This window comes from Polaromonas sp., from assembly GCF_012927485.1.
Taxonomy (GTDB): Bacteria; Pseudomonadota; Gammaproteobacteria; order Burkholderiales; family Burkholderiaceae_C; genus Polaromonas.
Window position 1 is genome coordinate 190490 of the sequence record NZ_JABBPC010000029.1, and the last position, 17037, is coordinate 207526.

At 55.4% G+C, this 17037-nt stretch carries 16 protein-coding genes, 1 other RNA gene and 1 pseudogene; 15 read left to right on the plus strand and 3 right to left on the minus strand.

Annotated features, from left to right (window positions below; genetic code table 11):
- Position 1: 1 nt before the first annotated feature.
- From serC to gyrA, 3 genes are read right to left on the minus strand one after another with little or no spacing between them, the layout of a single operon-like run.
- On the minus strand, positions 2-1108 hold the full coding sequence (gene serC / locus HHJ16_RS11790) for a 3-phosphoserine/phosphohydroxythreonine transaminase (RefSeq protein WP_296900755.1): 1107 nt from the start codon (positions 1106-1108) through the stop codon (positions 2-4).
- Positions 1105-1677, minus strand: a complete 573-nt coding sequence (locus HHJ16_RS11795; RefSeq protein WP_296900757.1) for a DUF2059 domain-containing protein — start codon at positions 1675-1677, stop codon at positions 1105-1107. The genes serC and HHJ16_RS11795 overlap by 4 nt, the downstream gene beginning before the upstream one ends.
- Positions 1674-4322: a DNA gyrase subunit A gene (gene gyrA / locus HHJ16_RS11800; RefSeq protein ID WP_296900759.1), complete on the minus strand. Its 2649-nt coding sequence runs from the start codon at positions 4320-4322 to the stop codon at positions 1674-1676. The genes HHJ16_RS11795 and gyrA overlap by 4 nt, the downstream gene beginning before the upstream one ends.
- A gap of 255 nt (positions 4323-4577) precedes the next feature.
- On the opposite strand from gyrA, the gene ompA reads away from it, so the two are divergent.
- From ompA to HHJ16_RS11875, 15 genes and pseudogenes are all read left to right on the plus strand, one after another.
- Complete coding sequence (gene ompA / locus HHJ16_RS11805) at positions 4578-5207, plus strand: outer membrane protein OmpA (RefSeq protein WP_296900761.1); 630 nt, start codon at positions 4578-4580, stop codon at positions 5205-5207.
- Between the two features lie 68 nt (positions 5208-5275).
- Positions 5276-5983, plus strand: a complete 708-nt coding sequence (gene ubiG, locus HHJ16_RS11810) for a bifunctional 2-polyprenyl-6-hydroxyphenol methylase/3-demethylubiquinol 3-O-methyltransferase UbiG (RefSeq protein ID WP_296900763.1) — start codon at positions 5276-5278, stop codon at positions 5981-5983.
- 25 nt (positions 5984-6008) lie between these two features.
- Positions 6009-6674, plus strand: a complete 666-nt coding sequence (gene gph / locus HHJ16_RS11815; protein WP_296900765.1) for a phosphoglycolate phosphatase — start codon at positions 6009-6011, stop codon at positions 6672-6674.
- 12 nt (positions 6675-6686) lie between these two features.
- Positions 6687-7073, plus strand: a transfer-messenger RNA (tmRNA) gene (gene ssrA, locus HHJ16_RS11820).
- A 191-nt stretch (positions 7074-7264) separates the two neighbouring features.
- Complete coding sequence (locus HHJ16_RS11825; protein ID WP_296900767.1) at positions 7265-8503, plus strand: integrase arm-type DNA-binding domain-containing protein; 1239 nt, start codon at positions 7265-7267, stop codon at positions 8501-8503.
- A gap of 112 nt (positions 8504-8615) precedes the next feature.
- Positions 8616-9341 carry a hypothetical protein gene (locus HHJ16_RS11830; RefSeq protein ID WP_296900768.1) on the plus strand — a complete coding sequence of 242 codons (726 nt, stop codon included), beginning with the start codon at positions 8616-8618 and terminating at the stop codon, positions 9339-9341.
- 158 nt (positions 9342-9499) lie between these two features.
- A complete protein-coding gene (locus HHJ16_RS11835) occupies positions 9500-9745 on the plus strand; it encodes an AlpA family phage regulatory protein (protein ID WP_296900770.1) in 246 nt (81 codons plus the stop codon).
- Positions 9746-9755: 10 nt separating this feature from the next.
- On the plus strand, positions 9756-10037 hold the full coding sequence (locus tag HHJ16_RS11840; RefSeq protein ID WP_296900772.1) for a hypothetical protein: 282 nt from the start codon (positions 9756-9758) through the stop codon (positions 10035-10037).
- Positions 10034-12445, plus strand: coding sequence for a DUF3987 domain-containing protein (locus tag HHJ16_RS11845; RefSeq protein WP_296900774.1), 2412 nt, complete (start codon positions 10034-10036; stop codon positions 12443-12445). Before HHJ16_RS11840 ends, HHJ16_RS11845 begins: the two co-directional genes overlap by 4 nt.
- Positions 12442-13002, plus strand: a complete 561-nt coding sequence (locus HHJ16_RS11850; RefSeq protein WP_296900776.1) for a hypothetical protein — start codon at positions 12442-12444, stop codon at positions 13000-13002. The genes HHJ16_RS11845 and HHJ16_RS11850 overlap by 4 nt, the downstream gene beginning before the upstream one ends.
- Before the next feature lie 2 nt (positions 13003-13004).
- Positions 13005-13637: a hypothetical protein gene (locus tag HHJ16_RS11855; RefSeq protein WP_296900778.1), complete on the plus strand. Its 633-nt coding sequence runs from the start codon at positions 13005-13007 to the stop codon at positions 13635-13637.
- A gap of 620 nt (positions 13638-14257) precedes the next feature.
- Positions 14258-14455 (plus strand): Arm DNA-binding domain-containing protein, encoded by a 198-nt coding sequence (locus HHJ16_RS11860; protein WP_366557490.1) that lies wholly within the window; start codon positions 14258-14260, stop codon positions 14453-14455.
- Positions 14456-14506: 51 nt separating this feature from the next.
- Positions 14507-15252 (plus strand): annotated as a pseudogene (locus HHJ16_RS11865) (transposase).
- Between the two features lie 192 nt (positions 15253-15444).
- Positions 15445-16545, plus strand: a complete 1101-nt coding sequence (locus HHJ16_RS11870; protein WP_296900780.1) for a hypothetical protein — start codon at positions 15445-15447, stop codon at positions 16543-16545.
- Positions 16546-16665: 120 nt separating this feature from the next.
- Positions 16666-17037 (plus strand): transposase (locus HHJ16_RS11875; RefSeq protein ID WP_296900782.1); only part of this gene is annotated, 372 nt, incomplete at its 3' end.

Below are 17037 nucleotides of genomic sequence, written 5' to 3' on the forward strand. Positions count from 1 at the left end.
CTCAGGCCTGCTTTTGTTCGAAATCTCGCAGGTAGTCCACCAGCGCCTTTACGCCGGCCAGCGGCATGGCGTTGTAGATGCTGGCGCGCATGCCACCGACGGACTTGTGGCCTTTAAGTTGCAACAGGTCCCGCGCTTTTGCGCCAGCCAGGAACGCTTCGTTTCGCGATTCATCGCGCAGAAAAAAGGGCACGTTCATGCGTGAACGGCAGTCCTTGCTAACGCGGTTGACGTAGAACTGGGAATGATCTATCGCGTCGTACAACAATTGCGCTTTCGCAAGATTGCGTTTTTCCATCGCACCGACACCTGTCGCCGTTCCTTCCTTCTGACGTTTTAGCCATTGAAAGGTCAGGCCCGCAACATAGAGGGAATAGGTTGGGGGGGTGTTGTACATGGAGTGGTTGTCCGCCACTATTTTGTAATCAAATGCGCTAGGGCAAGCTGGCAGCGCATGGCCGAGCAAGTCTTCCCCGACCACCACCAGTGTCACGCCAGCCGGACCGAGATTTTTTTGTGCGCCGCCAAAAGCCAGGCCAACCCGTGACCAGTCAACTGGCCGGGACGCCACGTGGGACGAAAAATCGATGACCAGCGGCGCATCACTTCCAAGTCCCTTTAAATCGGGCAGCTCCTGAAACTCCACGCCATGGATGGTTTCGTTGCTGCAGACATGCACATAGCTTGCGTCTCGCCGCAGTTTCCAGCTAGCGGGAGGCGGCAAGCTGGTGTAGTCAGAGTTTGCATTGGTGGCGGCGATTTGCACGTCGCAATATTTCCGGGCTTCCTTTTGCGACTTGTCGCTCCAGCTGCCGGTCACTATGAAATCGGCCGAGGCGCCGCGTGAAATATTCAACGGGACGATGGCGTTCTCTGCGAGTCCGCCGCCTTGCATGAACAATATTTTGAAGTGTGGCGGAACCGCCATCAATTCACGAAAATCGGCTTCCGCATTTTCGTAAATGGAGACGAATTCGTTGCTGCGGTGGCTCATTTCCATGACGCCCATGCCGCTGCCATGCCAATCCAGCATTTCGCCTGCGGCCTGTTGCAGGACTTCTTCAGGCAGAGTGGCGGGGCCAGCAGAAAAATTGAAAGGCCTGGTCATTTCTTGGGCGACTTGCCCGACCCGGAGGCGGCAGGTGCAGGGCCAACAATCTTGAGCGCTGCGTCATCGAACTGCTTGATACGTGCGACCACATCGGAACGTGACGCCTCGACCAGTTTCTGGATAAAAACGTTTCCAAGTTCAGGTGCCGTGGCCTGATATTTTTTAATGGCGGGAGACTCAAAAAAAGCTGCAATCTGCTGCAGCTCTTCCACGGTGAAACGCTCTGCATAAGCCGGTACCAGGACGTCGCTGCTGACTTTGCTCACCTGCTTGCTGATCAACTGGTTGGCGTCTGCCGCATAGGTCTTGAGCGCTGCATTGAGATCCTCTGAAACCTTTTTCTGTTTGGCCTTGGATACGTTTGCTTCCAGTTTGGGTTCCCACTTGGCAATTAGCTCCTGAGTCGTTGTGCCTGCGAGCTGAGCCACGAGCCGCTCAAGCTCCGGGCCTTGTTGAAGGGCGACAACTTTCTTGGCCAATTCGATTTTTGGATCGGCTGTTTGCGCATGCAGGGTGGCGGAGCAGGCAAGGCCGGCAATCGCCAGCGTGAGAATGAGTTTTTTCATGAATTAGTTTCTTGGTTTGAGGCATCATCGCCTGGGTTGTTTTCAGTGTCGTCGTTCAAGGTGGCATCGTTTTCGACAATTCGCTGAAGACCGCTTAATTGTGAGCCTTCGTCGAGGCCAATGAGCGTCACTCCTTGGGTAGCCCTGCCCATCTCGCGAATTTCACTCACCCGCGTGCGAACAAGTACCCCCGTGTCGGTGATCAGCATAATTTCATCGTCAGCGCGGACCAGTGTCGCGGCAACCACCTTGCCGTTGCGTTCGCTTTGCTGGATCGCGATCATGCCCTTTGTGCCCCGGCCATGGCGGGTGTACTCGGTGATGGAGGTGCGCTTGCCGTAGCCGTTCTGCGTCGCCGTCAGCACGCTTTGCTGCTCGTCCTCTGCAACCAGCATGGCAATGACGCTCTGGCCGTCTTCGAGCATCATGCCGCGCACACCTCGTGCGTTGCGGCCCATCGGACGGACGTCGTTTTCGTCAAAACGGACGGCCTTGCCGCCATCGCTGAAGAGCATGACGTCGTGTTGACCGTCGGTGAGAGATGCGCCGACAAGGAAGTCGCCATCGTCGAGATCAACAGCGATAATGCCGGCCTTTCGAGGGTTGCTGAATTCGTCCAGCGTTGTTTTTTTGACCGTGCCCATGGAGGTACCCATAAAGACATACTGGTCGGCCGGAAAGCTGCGCTTTTCTCCTGTCAGGGGCAGGACTACCGTGATTTTTTCACCTTCTTGCAAGGGGAACATGTTCACAATCGGTCGGCCGCGTGAGCCGCGTGAGCCCGCAGGGACTTCCCATACCTTGAGCCAGTAGAGGCGGCCCCGATTGGAAAAACACAAAATATAGTCATGCGTGTTGGCGATGAATAGCTGGTCGACCCAGTCGTCTTCTTTAGTGGCGGTCGCCTGCTTGCCACGGCCCCCTCGTTTTTGCGCCCGGTATTCCGAGAGGGGTTGACTCTTGATGTAGCCGGTGTGGGACAGCGTCACCACCATGTCGGTAGGGGTTATCAGGTCTTCAGTGCTGAGGTCGAACGAGCTGTGTTCAATCAGGCTGCGCCGCGCGCCCAACTTGGTCTGACCAAACTCATTCTTGATTGCCGTCAGCTCATCACTAATGATGGTCGAGACCCGCTCTGGCTTGGCCAGAATATCGAGCAGGTCGTCAATTTCGGACATGACTTCCCGGTATTCGGCAACGATCTTGTCCTGTTCCAGACCGGTCAGGCGTTGCAGGCGCATTTGCAAGATTTCCTGCGCCTGAACCTCTGAAAGGCGGTAGAGGCCGTCGCTGCCCATGCCGAAGGCCTTCCCAAGCCCGTCAGGGCGGTAATCGTCGGCGTTGACCAACCCGCCATCGGCGCGGACGCGGGTGAGCATTCCGCGTACCAGGCTGCTGTCCCAAGGGCGCAACATCAGTTCGGTTTTCGCAACCGGCGGGGTTGGTGCATTGCGAATAATGGCAATAAAGTCGTCAATGTTGGCCAGGGCGACGGCGAGCCCTTCTAATACATGGCCACGTTCGCGTGCCTTGCGCAGCGTGAACACTGTGCGGCGTGTTACCACCTCGCGCCGGTGCTGCAAGAACACCTTAATCAGGTCTTTGAGGTTGCACAGCTTGGGCTGGCCGTCGATCAGCGCCACCATGTTCATGCCAAACGTATCCTGCAACTGAGTTTGCTTGTACAGGTTGTTGAGCACCACCTCGGGCACTTCGCCGCGCTTGAGTTCTATCACCAGTCGCATGCCGGATTTGTCAGACTCGTCCTGGATGTGGCTGATGCCTTCAATTTTCTTCTCGTGCACCAGCTCCGCCATGCGTTCTTGCAGGGTTTTTTTGTTGACCTGGTAGGGTAGTTCGTCGACGATGATGGACTGGCGCTGGCCTTTGTCGATGTCTTCGAAATGGACCTTGGCCCGCATCACCACCCGACCCCGACCGGTGCGATAGCCGTCCTTGACGCCCTGGATGCCATAAATGATGCCGGCAGTGGGGAAGTCGGGGGCTGGCACGATTTCCATCAGTTCGTCTATCGAGGCCTCAGGATTCTTCAGCAGATGCAGGCAGGCGTCCACAACTTCGTTCAGGTTGTGGGGGGGGATGTTGGTGGCCATGCCCACCGCAATGCCCGATGAACCATTCACCAGCAAATTGGGGAACCGGGCTGGCATGACCAGCGGCTCGTTTTCGCTGCCATCGTAGTTGGGCCCGAAATCGACGGTTTCCTTGTCCAGGTCAGCCAACAACTCATGGGCGATCTTCGACATGCGAATTTCGGTGTATCGCATGGCTGCCGCGTTGTCGCCGTCGACCGAGCCAAAATTGCCCTGGCCATCCACCAGCATATGGCGCAGGGAAAAGTCCTGCGCCATGCGCACAATGGTCTCGTAAACAGCGCTGTCACCATGCGGGTGATACTTGCCAATCACGTCACCCACAATGCGGGCCGATTTCTTATACGGTTTGTTCCAGTCGTTGCTGAGCTCGTGCATGGCAAACAGCACGCGCCGATGTACCGGCTTGAGACCGTCCCGCGCATCAGGCAATGCGCGACCCACGATCACGCTCATCGCGTAATCGAGATAGCTTCGCCGCATTTCCTCTTCAAGGCTGATGGGCAGGGTTTCTTTTGCGAACTGGGTCATGAGCGGCCTGATTGGGATTTTTCAAGATTCTGAAGCGAAGTCTGCGATTTTAAGGCTTGAGTTTATAGCGGTCACTTTGTGGCTAGGTCGCAACAAAAACCAAAGAATCTTGTCTCTCTGTCAGATGAAGCCTATAGCCCGCTTGAAGGTTCGGATGGGTGTGGCACAATTGTTGTAACGCTTTGAGTGATGGTCACTTACGGCGTGTAATTTATTAATCGCAGCCAGTCTGCGGCTTTTCTCTAGAGGAGAACCATGAAGAAACTCAACAAAGTTGCAATGTTGTTTGCTTCCGCAGCGCTAGTTACCGCCGCTGGTGCACAAACTATTGACAACTGGAAAAACGGCAACGGAGACCTGGTCTGGAAGAACGGCACCAACGAACTCTGCTGGCGCGATGCCAACTGGACGCCTGCTACCGCAGCTCCGGGCTGTGATGGCGCGATTGTTCCCGTTGTTGCTGCTGCGCCTGCAGTTGCGCCTGCGGCTGCCGCACCTGCTCCTGCGGTCGTTGCGCCCCTTGCTGCAACCAAAGTCACTTACGCAGCGGATGCTTTCTTTGACTTTGATAAGTCTGTGATCAAGCCAGCAGGCAAAGCCAAGTTGGATGACCTGATCGGCAAAATCAAGGACATCAATCTGGAAGTGATCATTGCCGTGGGCCACACCGATTCCGTTGGTACCGACAAGTACAACCAGAAGTTGTCTGTCCGTCGTTCGGAAGCCGTTAAGGCTTACTTGGTGTCTAAAGGCATTGAGAAAAACCGTGTTTACACCGAAGGCAAAGGCGAGAAACAGCCTGTTGCCGACAACAAGACCGCTGAAGGCCGTGCGAAAAACCGTCGCGTGGAAATCGAAGTGGTTGGCACTCGCGCCGACAAGTAATCCTTTAGGATCGCTAAAAAAAACCGCGCTACGGCGCGGTTTTTTTATGGGTCAACGATAATCGTCTCATGTCTACAACTGATAACTTCGATCCCGCCGAATTGGCCAAATTCTCTGATCTCGCCCACCGCTGGTGGGACTTGGAGAGCGAGTTCCGTCCTTTGCACCAGATCAACCCGCTTCGGCTGGATTGGATCGACAATCTGGTTTCGCTAAAGGGGCTTCGCGTTCTGGATGTGGGATGTGGTGGCGGTATTCTTGCCGATTCCATGGCCCGCAAAGGCGCTGCTGTACTGGGAATCGATCTTGCAACCAAAGCGTTGAAAGTGGCGCAGCTCCACGCACTGGAGGCTCAAACCGACGGTGTGAATTACCGAGAGATCAGTGCCGAGGCACTTGCCGTCGAGCAACCAGGAAGTTTTGACGTCGTTACGTGCATGGAAATGCTGGAGCATGTTCCCGACCCGTCTTCCGTCGTTAAAGCCTGCGCTGCGTTGGTCAAACCGGGCGGATACGTCTTTTTTTCTACCATCAATCGCAACGCTAAAGCATTTCTGTTCGCCATCGTTGGCGCGGAATACGTTCTTCAAATATTGCCGCGTGGCACCCATGAGTTTGCCAAATTGATCAAACCGAGCGAGCTGGCCGGCTACTGCCGCGCAGCGGGTCTGAACCTGCAGCAGACCAAGGGGCTGCAATACAACCCGTTCACGCGCCACTACTGGCTCAGCGCAGACACCAGCGTGAACTACATGCTATCGACTCAAAAGTCTTGAATCCTCTGGTTTTTTGTTTTTGGATATGTTAAAAAATATCGATGCAGTGCTGTTCGACCTTGATGGGACCCTGATTGACAGTGCCCCTGACCTGGGCGCGGCGGCCGACAAAATGCGCACCGATCGAGGATTGGAATCATTTCCCCTTTCGCAATATCGCCCCATGGCCGGCGCGGGTGCCCGAGGCATGATTGCCGTGGCTTTCGGGTTGACCCCTGACGACGCCACTTTTGAGGCGCTCAAAGAAGAGTTTTTTATCAACTACGAGTCACGCATGACCGCTCACACCTGTGTGTTTGACGGCGTCGCCGAATTGATTGCCCACCTAGGCCATGTCGGCCTTAGATGGGGCGTTGTAACGAACAAATCCGCCCGCTTCACTGTGCCGCTGACTCAAGCCATGCCGCTGTTCAACACCGCCCGCACCATCATTAGCGGCGACACCACACCTCACGCCAAACCCCACCCCGCGCCGCTGCTTGAGGCTGCGCGGCAGCTCGATGTTGCACCCGGGCGGTGTGTTTACGTGGGGGATGATGAGCGCGACATCGTCGCGGGTCGCGCCGCCGGAATGCCCACCGTCGCGGCCGCTTATGGTTATCTGGGCCAAGCCACCGGGATTGAAGGCTGGAATGCCGATTTCACGATCGCCGCACCTTTAGCGCTCTTGAATTTACTGAGAATAGCTTAAAATACTAGGCTTGGGGCTGCATTGGTTTCGACGTGGGTTCGGACGCGGTGTGGTGCATGTCGAGCTTAGTGCGCTCGTAAAACTGACTAAAACAAACTAACTGCAAACGACGAACGTTTCGCACTCGCTGCTTAATTGCCAGTGAGCTTTACAACAGCAGGCCGATGGGCTGGGCAAGGGGTTTTTAACGAAAGTTAGGGGCTCCCGGCTGTAAAGATAATTTCATCGGCTGGCCCCGGGCTGGGTACCTTAACCCGAGGCGAGAAAATAGGGTGCTGGCGTCCTGTGTAGCGTGTGGCTGCGCGACACAGGTGGCGAGACTCAAATCAGACCACTAAACATGTAGATCTGCCCGAACAAGGCTTGCGGACGGGGGTTCAAATCCCCCCAGCTCCACCATACCGCATGATAAAGGCCTCCAAGTAGCGATACTCGGAGGCCTTTTTCATTGGTAAATCAGTGACTTAGGCTGCAATAGCATACAAGGACAGATATTGACAGCTAAAACAAAACCGGGGAACATAGCGGGGAACAAGTCGGGGTAAATGGCCGCTTTTGGCAGTTGTTCCCCGGTTTCATAGGAGAACGCCGTGCTTACCGATTCCGAATGCCGTGAAGCCACCTGCCCACCGGACAAAGCTCGCGCACGCCTCACCGATGCGTCTGGTTTGTATTTGGAAGTCAGCCCGGCGGGCTCAAAGCGCTGGTTTTGGAAAACATACGCCGACGGTAAAGAGGGGCGCTTGGCACTTGGCAGCTACCCCAAGCTGACACTAAAAGCAGCACGTAAAGCCCGTGACGCGGCAAAGCTCCAGAAATCCGAGGGTGTTGACCCGGTACAACTGCGCAAGGTTGAAAAGCTGAAAGCCACGCGCACTGGCGGTGACACATTTAAAGCCGTAGCCCTGGACTGGTACGGCAAACAGTCATCGCAGTGGAGCGCAAGTCATGCAGAACGATCGTTGCGGCAATTGGAGCGCGACCTGTTCCCGTGGATTGGTGAGAGGCTTATGGTCGAGATTCACCCCATGGAACTGCTGGCAGCACTGCAAAAGGTGGAAGAACGCGGCGCGATTGAAACGGCAGACCGTGTACTGATGCTGGCGCGGCAGGTTTGGGACTACTGGCTACCCACGGCACAGGTCCAGCAACGCAATATCACGGAGGGGCTGAAAGGCCGATTGACGCCTTACCGGGGCAAGACCTTTGCAGCCATCCTTGATCCGGTGCGCATGGGAGGCTTGATGCGGGCCATCAAGGGTTACAAGGGCGGGCCGATTGTGCGCACTGCTTTGCAATTAACGCCGCTGCTGTACCAGCGCCCCGGCAATCTGCGCATGATGGAATGGGCAGAGCTTGATTTAGACGGGGCGTTATGGACAATTCCCAGCATGAAAATGAAGCGCACCAAGCTGGAAAAAGAACAAGGTGAAGCCCATACGGTGCCATTGCCCACGCAGGCCGTGGCCCTACTGCGCAGCATTCACCCACTGACCGGCCACGGGCGTTACGTGTTCCCCGGTGAACGCAGCCATGACAGGCCGGTTTCTGATAATTCGGTGCGCAGTGCTTTGTATGCGTTGGGTTTTGGCAAAGAACAAAGCTGGCACGGTTTCCGGGCAAGTGCCAGAACCATGCTGGTTGACGAATTGGACATTGATTACAACGTTATTGAAGCCAACTTAGCCCACGCGGTGAAGGATGCCAACGGGCGCAGCTACAACCGCACGCAGTATGTGAAACAACGGTTTGTGATGATTCAGCAATGGGCCGATTACTTGGACAAGCTGGCCACGGGCGGAGACGTGATCCAGTTCAAAGCGGCATAAAAAAAGCCAGTTTTAAGCCACGCCTAGCCACGGATTAATTACCCGTTGGCGAATACCGGGACACCCTGACCCGGCGGCGCTGGTTTTCTTTGAGGGGGCATCAGGGAATGCAATGAAAAAACCACATATTAGGCGCAGTTCCTTTTGGAGTTACGCGGCGCTGGCTGTTCCAAAGATCATTTATTTTGGACTAGAAGATGGCGACATTCATTCCACTCCAGCCTTGGTCAAGGTTGCATACTTACCTAATCTGTTGTTTTTTGCAGTTCACGACATCAGAAAAGGAAGCGATCCGGCGCGTGCGCCATCGCCAGAGATGACCGCTGTTGCTATTGAAACAACGCGTTTAAAGCTTTCTACGGCAATCAGATCGGGAGTATTGCCCGTTTACGATCCTGTCATGTTTCTGCCGGTTAGCGTAGGGAAGCTGGAGGTAGATAACGATGAATACCTAGTTCGACTTGATGACTTTTCAGCTTGGTGCAGCGATCAGGGAATAGAGATCGATCCGTTTCCAAGCAAAGAGCCTAGTGACGTTGCAAATGAAATCGGGGACGGGGACGGTGAAAGGGAAAGTGGTAAATGTGATCCATGCGAAAAATACGCGCAACAACGCGACATAGACCCGGCGGATTTACCCGATGAACTGAGCGCAGCGAACATTGCATTCCGTGCCGTAACGAATGGTCATGGCGACAAGGCTGCGACATTCAAAAACAGGTTGATTGACTACTTAGAAAAGAACTTCACCAGTTTGAATAATGAGGCCGTACAGCGTATCGCAACCGTAGCAAACCCGGATAAGGGGCGAGGGCGTAAGAAATCTATCGCCCAATAGGCAGGGTATTGAAACCCATTGCCCATGCGGGTTTGCTCAATGGTCAGGGTATTGTTTGCATCAAATAGCCGACCTATACCGTCTATTTCATACGCCTGAATATTGTCAAAGTTCACCCCATCGCAACAACGGCAGACAAAGCCGGACAGGGGTTAACAATGAGTATTCTCAGAATGCCAGCCGTCAAGGCTGAAACCGGGCACCGTTCCCACGCAAGCATTTACAACGCCATCAAGGCGGGGCTTTTCACAACCGGGGTAGCTATCGGGCAACGCTCGAAAGGCTGGCCAGACCATGAGGTGAAGGCCATCAACGCGGCGCGTATCGCGGGCAAGTCAGAGGCTGAAATACGCGAACTGGTAAACCGCCTTCACGCGAAGCGGTTAGAGTTGTTCACGGTGTAAGGGGCAGGCCATGACCCATATCACCACCAAAGAAAAAGCCCCCAGCGCTTGCGACGCGGAAGGCTTTCAGAACGACACCACCAACGACCTGAATTTTCCCACGGGACACCGTGAAGGTAAAGCCTTCGCAACCCTTGCTGCAGGCTATGCCCTGGCTGGCCACGCCCTGCACCGTAGCGACCCCAACGACGGCGCTGTGACCTATTGGGTCGAACGCTGGGGGCTGGTGCGCTACTTGCCCACGATAGACGCAGTGCGGCAGTTCCTGGAGCAGATTGGGGGGCGGCTATGAGCGACCCTATCGAGCATTTCAGACTGGCCATTGCAGCGGCTGGCCTTGAGGCACCAGACGCCATTCAAGCCGACGGTAGCATTCACAGATTCAGAACCAACGGCAAACGCGGTGATGATTCGGGCTGGTACATGCTGCACACCGACGGCATAGCGGCTGGCGCTTTCGGCTGCTGGCGTAGTGGCTTGCAATCTACCTGGTGCGCGAAGTCCGACAACGCCATGACGGACGCAGAGCGTGAAGCACACCGGCAGCGCATCAAGGCGATGAAGGTACAACGCGAAGCCGACTTACAAGCCAGCCAGCAACAGGCCAGCGAGACAGCGGCGGCATTATGGCAACAGGCAGACGTGGCAACCGTCCACAACTACCTGACTACCAAAGGGATCAAGCCCCACGGCGGTAAAGTATTCGGCGACAAGCTACTGATACCCATGCGTGACACGGCAGGCACCCTGCACAGCCTGCAAACCATAGCTACTGATGGTGACAAGCGCTTTCACCCCGGCGGGCGCGTGAAGAGCTGTTATCACTCAATAGGCAAACCGGCTGGCGTGCTTGTCGTGTGTGAAGGCTATGCAACCGGTGCAAGCATTTATGAATGCACCGGGCACGCGGTAGCTGTGGCCTTCAACGCGGGCAACCTGGAGGCCGTAGCGCGGGCCTTGCACGCCAAATATCCAGCCATCAAAATCATTGTTGCGGCTGATGACGACCACCTGACCGACGGCAATCCGGGCATGACTAAAGCCACGGCGGCGGCGCTGGCGGTAGGAGCTTTGCTGGCCGTGCCATCGTTCCCGGCGGGTAGACCCGAAAAGGCTACAGACTTCAACGACCTGCACCAGTTGGCCGGGGCTGATGCGGTAAAGGCGTGTATTGATGCGGCGGCATTGTGCCCACCTGCTGGCGCTGACGACTGGCCAGAGCCCACACCCCTGCCCAACGCGCTACCGCCGGTGGATCCCTTTGATGCAGAACTATTGCCCGTGGCCTTGCGCGGCTGGGTGATGGACATTGCTCACCGGATGCAATGCCCGGCGGACTTTCCGGCAGTGGCGGCGCTGGTGGCGTTGTCCAGCCTGATCGGTGCGCGTGCTGTGGTGCAACCAAAGGCACGGGATGATTGGCAGGTGGTGCCGAATCTGTGGGGCGCGGTAGTGGGCAGGCCGGGCGTGAAAAAAAGCCCGGCGCTGGGTGAGGCCTTGAAGCCATTGCACCGATTGCAGGCGGCAGCGTTCGAGCTACACAAGGCCGCGCATGATGCCTGGGAGCTTGATTGCAAGGTGGCAGAGATGCAGACCGACAACAACGAAAGGAAGGCCAAAGGGCTTGCTAGCAAAGACCCATCGGCAGCGCGTGCATTGCTTGAGCCAACGGACTTACCGGCAGAACCAAAGGCACGCAGCTATATCGAGAACGACGCAACGGTAGAGGCGTTGGGCGTTGTGATGAACGAAAACCCGTGGGGTTTGCTGGCCTATCGTGATGAGCTGTATGGACTGCTGACGACGTTAGACAAGCAGGGGCATGAGGGATCAAGAACGTTTTACTTGCAAAGTTACGACGGCAATCAAGGCTACAAATTCACCCGAATCATTCGCGGCATTACCTACATTCCACGCGTGTGTCTTGCGATGATTGGCGGCATACAGCCGGGCCGCATTCAGGAATACGTGCGCGGTGCGGTATCGGGTGGCAGCGCAGACGATGGTTTATTGCAGCGCTTTGGGTTGCTCGTGTGGCCAGACACCACCGCCGAATTTATCCATGTTGACCAATGGCCAGACACCCCGGCCAAGCAGACCGCCTGGGCCGTGTTTGAGCGCCTGGCAGAGTTGCAGCCCGCCAGTGATGCAGAGCCGGTTGTCTGGCGCTTTGACGATGCTGCGCAAGCCTTGTTTGTTGAATGGCTGGTTCCGTTCGAGATGGAGATTCGCGGCGATGACCTGCACCCGGCCATGGTGGCGCATCTGTCCAAGTACCGTAAGTTAATTCCGGCGCTGGCGCTGGTGTTTGCCTTGATCGACACACCGGACAGCGGCGGCGTGATCCATGAGCGTGAACTAATCCGGGCACTGTCCTTTAGTGACTACTTGCGCACCCATGCCAATCGGTTGTATGCGGCGGCGGTGATGCCGGAAACTACCGACGCCGTAACGCTGCTATCGAGAATCAAGGCGGGCAAGCTGGTTGACAGGGAGGGGGTGCTGTTGGAGAGCTTCACGCCCCGGCTGGTGGCTTTAAAGCATTGGGCCGGGCTGGGCACACCGGACGCGGTGCGCAAGGCGGCGGACGTGCTGGCAGATTACGACTGGCTGCGGCGGGATCTAGTGACCGGAGGTGCAGCGGGCGGTAGGCCCAGCGAACAGTACACCGTCAATCCGCTGGCAAGGAGTGCGGTATGAACTGGCTGGCTCGGCTTAAAAAAATAGACACAGCCCCGCAAGGGGACGCTACAGAACCTACAAAACCGGGTTTCGTAGGTTTTGTAGCCTCGGGTATGGCCCCCATGCAAAAAACAGGGCGTGATTCACCGGCAGCGAACGACGCGGCGCAAGTCTTGGCGCTGGTTGCCAATAGCGAGGTTTCCACGCAGGTTGCCAGCCCAGCGGCGTTATTTGCCGACCCAGACCGCTGGGCATGGCCACACAGCCAAGCCATGACAGGCCGGGAGATTGACACCCTCACGGCGCGGCTGGCGCGCTTCACCGACAAGGGGATATCACAGATCGACGGCGAAGCACTGGCAGACAAGCTGGTGACCCGGGATCGAGACGCAGACGAGCGGCGGCTGTGCCTGGAGTGTGTTCACCTGGCAGGCCACGCAGGCATTTGGGGCTGTGGGAACTGGCAGCCGGCCGGGGTGGCAACGCGGGCACGGGATGCGCGGCTATCGACCGCACTGGTGCATCAATTACAGCGATGCGACGGCTTTAAAAATTTAATTCATGAAAGCGAATAAATATGGTGACCAAAAAATTGACTGCTAAAACGGCACCCTCTGCGACGCTAGCCAAGAACGACACGCCTGCTACAGAAGCGCGAAAAAAACTGGCGCCGCATGAGGTTGTCTTGTCATCAAACATACAAAACACCATAGGCATTCAGTCATGGGGGAAGTTCGCAGGGGACATTAGCTCGCAGGCGTTAGCTGATGATTTAGACGTGCAGACAAAAAAGGTTCAAGACGGCGACATGAGGCCCATTGAAGGGATGCTGTACCGGCAGGCCAAGACCTTAGAGACCATATTCGCCAGCCTGGCCAGACGGGCGGCAGGCAATGAGAGCCTCAAGCAGTTTCAGGTCAATTTAAGCCTGGCGCTCAAGGCGCAAGCGCAATGCCGCTCGACACTGGAGGCGCTGGCAGAGATCAAAAATCCCCGCCCCGTGTCGTTCGTGAAGCAGGCGAATATTGCCCACGGGCCGCAACTGGTGAATAACGGTGCACAGCCTTTGCCACGCACGGAAACATTTGAGAGTGAGCCAAACAAACTATTGGAGGCAGATTATGGGCAACGGATGGTCATTGGAGCGCAGGGCCAAACAGTCGGAGTTAATCAGGCAGTGGAAACCCTGGCAGAAATCCACCGGCCCTAAGTCAGTCGAGGGAAAAGCTCGGATAGCAGGAAACGCCTGGACGGGCGGGCACCGGGCGCAACTGCGGGAGTTAACCAAAATGGTGAATAGACAGGTCAAGGCCTCGCGTGAGCTGGTGAACAGTTGCCGATAGGCTCGACCGGGGGGCCTTTAAAGGCTGCAGCATGAGCTGCCGGAAACCGTCTGTTCCGTTTGATTTAACGCTAACGCACAACTTGTGTCGTGCGCGCGCGCGAGAGAGCAGCTTTTCAGGTGCCATCGCCCGCGCGCGTGAGTCGATCCAAACAAGGGGTATCAAAGGCTAAACCGGGGAACAAACCGGGGAACGAAGCGACTATTTAAAATCATAAACATAGCATTCATGCGGGTTACAGGCCATCATTCAATTGACCCCAGCCACCATACCGCATGATAAAGGCCTCCAAGTAGCGATACTCGGAGGCCTTTTTCATTGGTAAATCAACAACTTACATTGCGGCGGCATACAAGGAGCGGCATTGACAGCTAAGGCAAAGCGGGGGGTGCAAACGGGGGAGAAGTATCAAAAACTGGTCTTCTAGCCATCTTGTACCCCATTTCACAATGTTGAACCCTCACATTTACCCCGAGGCCCTACCCCCATGCTGACCGATGCCCAATGCCGAAATGCAGTTTGCCCACCGGATCGGAAACAAGCACGGTTTGCTGATTCCGGCGGGATGTATCTGCAAGTCAGTCCTGCAGGGTCGAAACGCTGGTTTCTGAAATACCGGATTGCTGGAGCAGAAAAGAAATTGGCGCTGGGTAGTTATGCATACGTAGGACCTGCCCCCCCATAAGTCGTACCAGTCATTTTTCCAAGGAGTCCATCAACCCGGAGAATGATGGACATGAGAACAAGCAAATACAGTGAAGAGCAGATTATTGGCTTTCTGAGGCAAGCCGAAGCCGGTATGCCAATCAAGGAAATTGGGCGCAAGCACGGCTTTAGTGATGCCAGCTTTTATAAGTGGCGCTCCAAGTACGGCGGCATGGACGCCAGCGAAGCCAAACGGCTGCGCCAGCTGGAGCTGGAGAACGGCAAGCTCAAGCGGCTGCTGGCTGAGGCGCACCTGGACATCCATGCGCTTAAAAGCGTTTTTGGCATAAAACTGGTCATTTAAGCGCTAGCCCCACAAGTCAAACGCGAGGCCGTTCGGTGCATGGGCAATGAACACCATATGTCTGAGCGCCACGCCTGCGCCCTTGTGGGGCTAAGCCGAGATAGCTACCGCCATGTGGGCCAGACCAGTGTGCTCAACATGGAACTGCGCGACCAAATCGTCCAGACCGCCCACACCCGCAGGCGTTGGGGCTATCGCATGATCCACGACGTTCTGCGCCCGCAGTACCCCGACATTAATCATAAGCGCGTCTACCGGATCTACACACCTTCAGAGACGAATGCCTGGACGAGAACTGGTTCGAGTCATTGGAGCAGGCCCGCCAGATCATTCCCATATGCAGAATCGACTACAACGAGACCAGACCGAACAGCAGTTGCGGGCGTATACCGCCTGCGACCTTCGCCGCTTTGAATCGCCGGTTAACGGGCGATTCAAAGCAAGAGGGCAAAACCAATGCAGGAATCAGTTAATCTTGCAAACCACGGACTTCTGGAATTTAGATTGGTACAGCAATTGGGGGCAGGTCAGAGCAACGGAACGAGCTTTTTCTCACTCGCCCCTAAAACCCGGAGCAATCGAGAGCTGGCTTCCTACATACCGATCATTAGCTCGACTTCATCGTAAAATTTTGGTAGTAACGTTACGATGATTGGGAGAAATGTATGGTGGGTTTTATTTTGGTGGGGAGGAGCAAACTCATAGCGCATCAAGTACTCCAGTCAATACGCTGCTTTAGTACGAAAAAATGCGTTCTTGTAGGTCATCAGGAAACGAAAATCTTGCGCTGGTCACTCCTTGTCAGGCAGCATTTTCCAATTGACTTGGAAGGAGGGGACGATCAGGCATTTGTCAAACTCGTCAATTCCTTGCCTGGCATTACCTCTGAAACGGTGCTGATTCCTTTTGACTGCGATGGAATCAAAATGGTGAGACGAGTTGCGCACCGTTTAAAAATGCGAATTTCCCCCGTGCCTGACCTCCCGACGCTGGAGATGTTTGATGACAAATGGACATTCCACGAATTTTGCGGCCGGAACAACCTTTCTACCCCACCGACAATATTTATCGGCGCAAAGTCCAACCTTGATTTTGACAAAGTGATCACGGAATTGGGACTTCCATTTATCTTAAAACCTACAAATTGGTCGGGCTCTCGGGGTGTATACCTGATGTCAAGCAAAAAGCAGTTTGAAAAGACTGTTTTGAACCATGCGGATTACGACCATGGCGATTTGATAGCGCAAAAATATATTGACGGCGCTGACATCGGCTTCAACTTACTTGCATTTAACGGTCGTCTTTCAGCATTTGGGATCCAGCAGCGTCGCGGGCCAGAGATGATTTTTTTGCCGTTCCCAGAATTGGAAGCAATGGCAACAAAAATTTGCTTGGTTAGTGGCTACAACGGTCCAATGAATGTGGATGCGCGCGTGGACAAGGAGACTGGCAAGGTTTTCCTGCTTGAATCCAATCCGCGGTTCTGGGCAAATACGGCCGCGTCAGCATTTTGCGGTATGAACTTTGTAGCTAGATGCATTGGTCAGGACGTTTCAGAACAAGATGTCCGAACCCTGGTAGATGGAGCGTGCAACATGAGAAGTCCGCTTCTTGTTCCATTCCTTTGGGGACGAATGCTTTTCGGTAAAGACCAACAGAGTCGACTGTTACGGGCCAGGGCGCTGAACCCATACGCCGCTGGCACTCTTGTAAAAGAATTGTCACAAGCCGGCATCAAGTTCGCCAACCGTACGAGACGAAATTAGCATCAGACTATGCAACCGGCTGCCAAAGAAGCGCTAAGGAATGTCTGAACAAGTCCACCGATCTGAATCGCCCCGGGTTTGAACTGACCCCCAGAAGTTGGACAAACTTCAAAGGGTTCTATGGAAAAGTACAAAACGAAGTTTAAGCTCCAGGTCGTAAATGGCTTTTTGGCCGGTGAAGGCGGTGCGAAGTTATTGGCGCGGCGGTCGAGCGTTCCCAAGGAGAAGATCCGTACCTGGGTGAGCCGCTACCGACTGCATGGCATCGACGGGTTGCGCCCCAAACGCAGCGCGTACAGTTCGGAATTCAAGCTGCAGGTGCTGTCCCATCAGGACCGTGAACGACTGTCGAGCCGTCGGGTGGCCGCAACCTATGACATCCGCAATCCGAACCAGGTGGTGGTCTGGCGACGCAGTCTTGCTGAAGGCGGCGCGCAAGCGCTGGGGAACAATATGACAACGCCTGTTATGAAGCCAGAACGACGCAGGCGC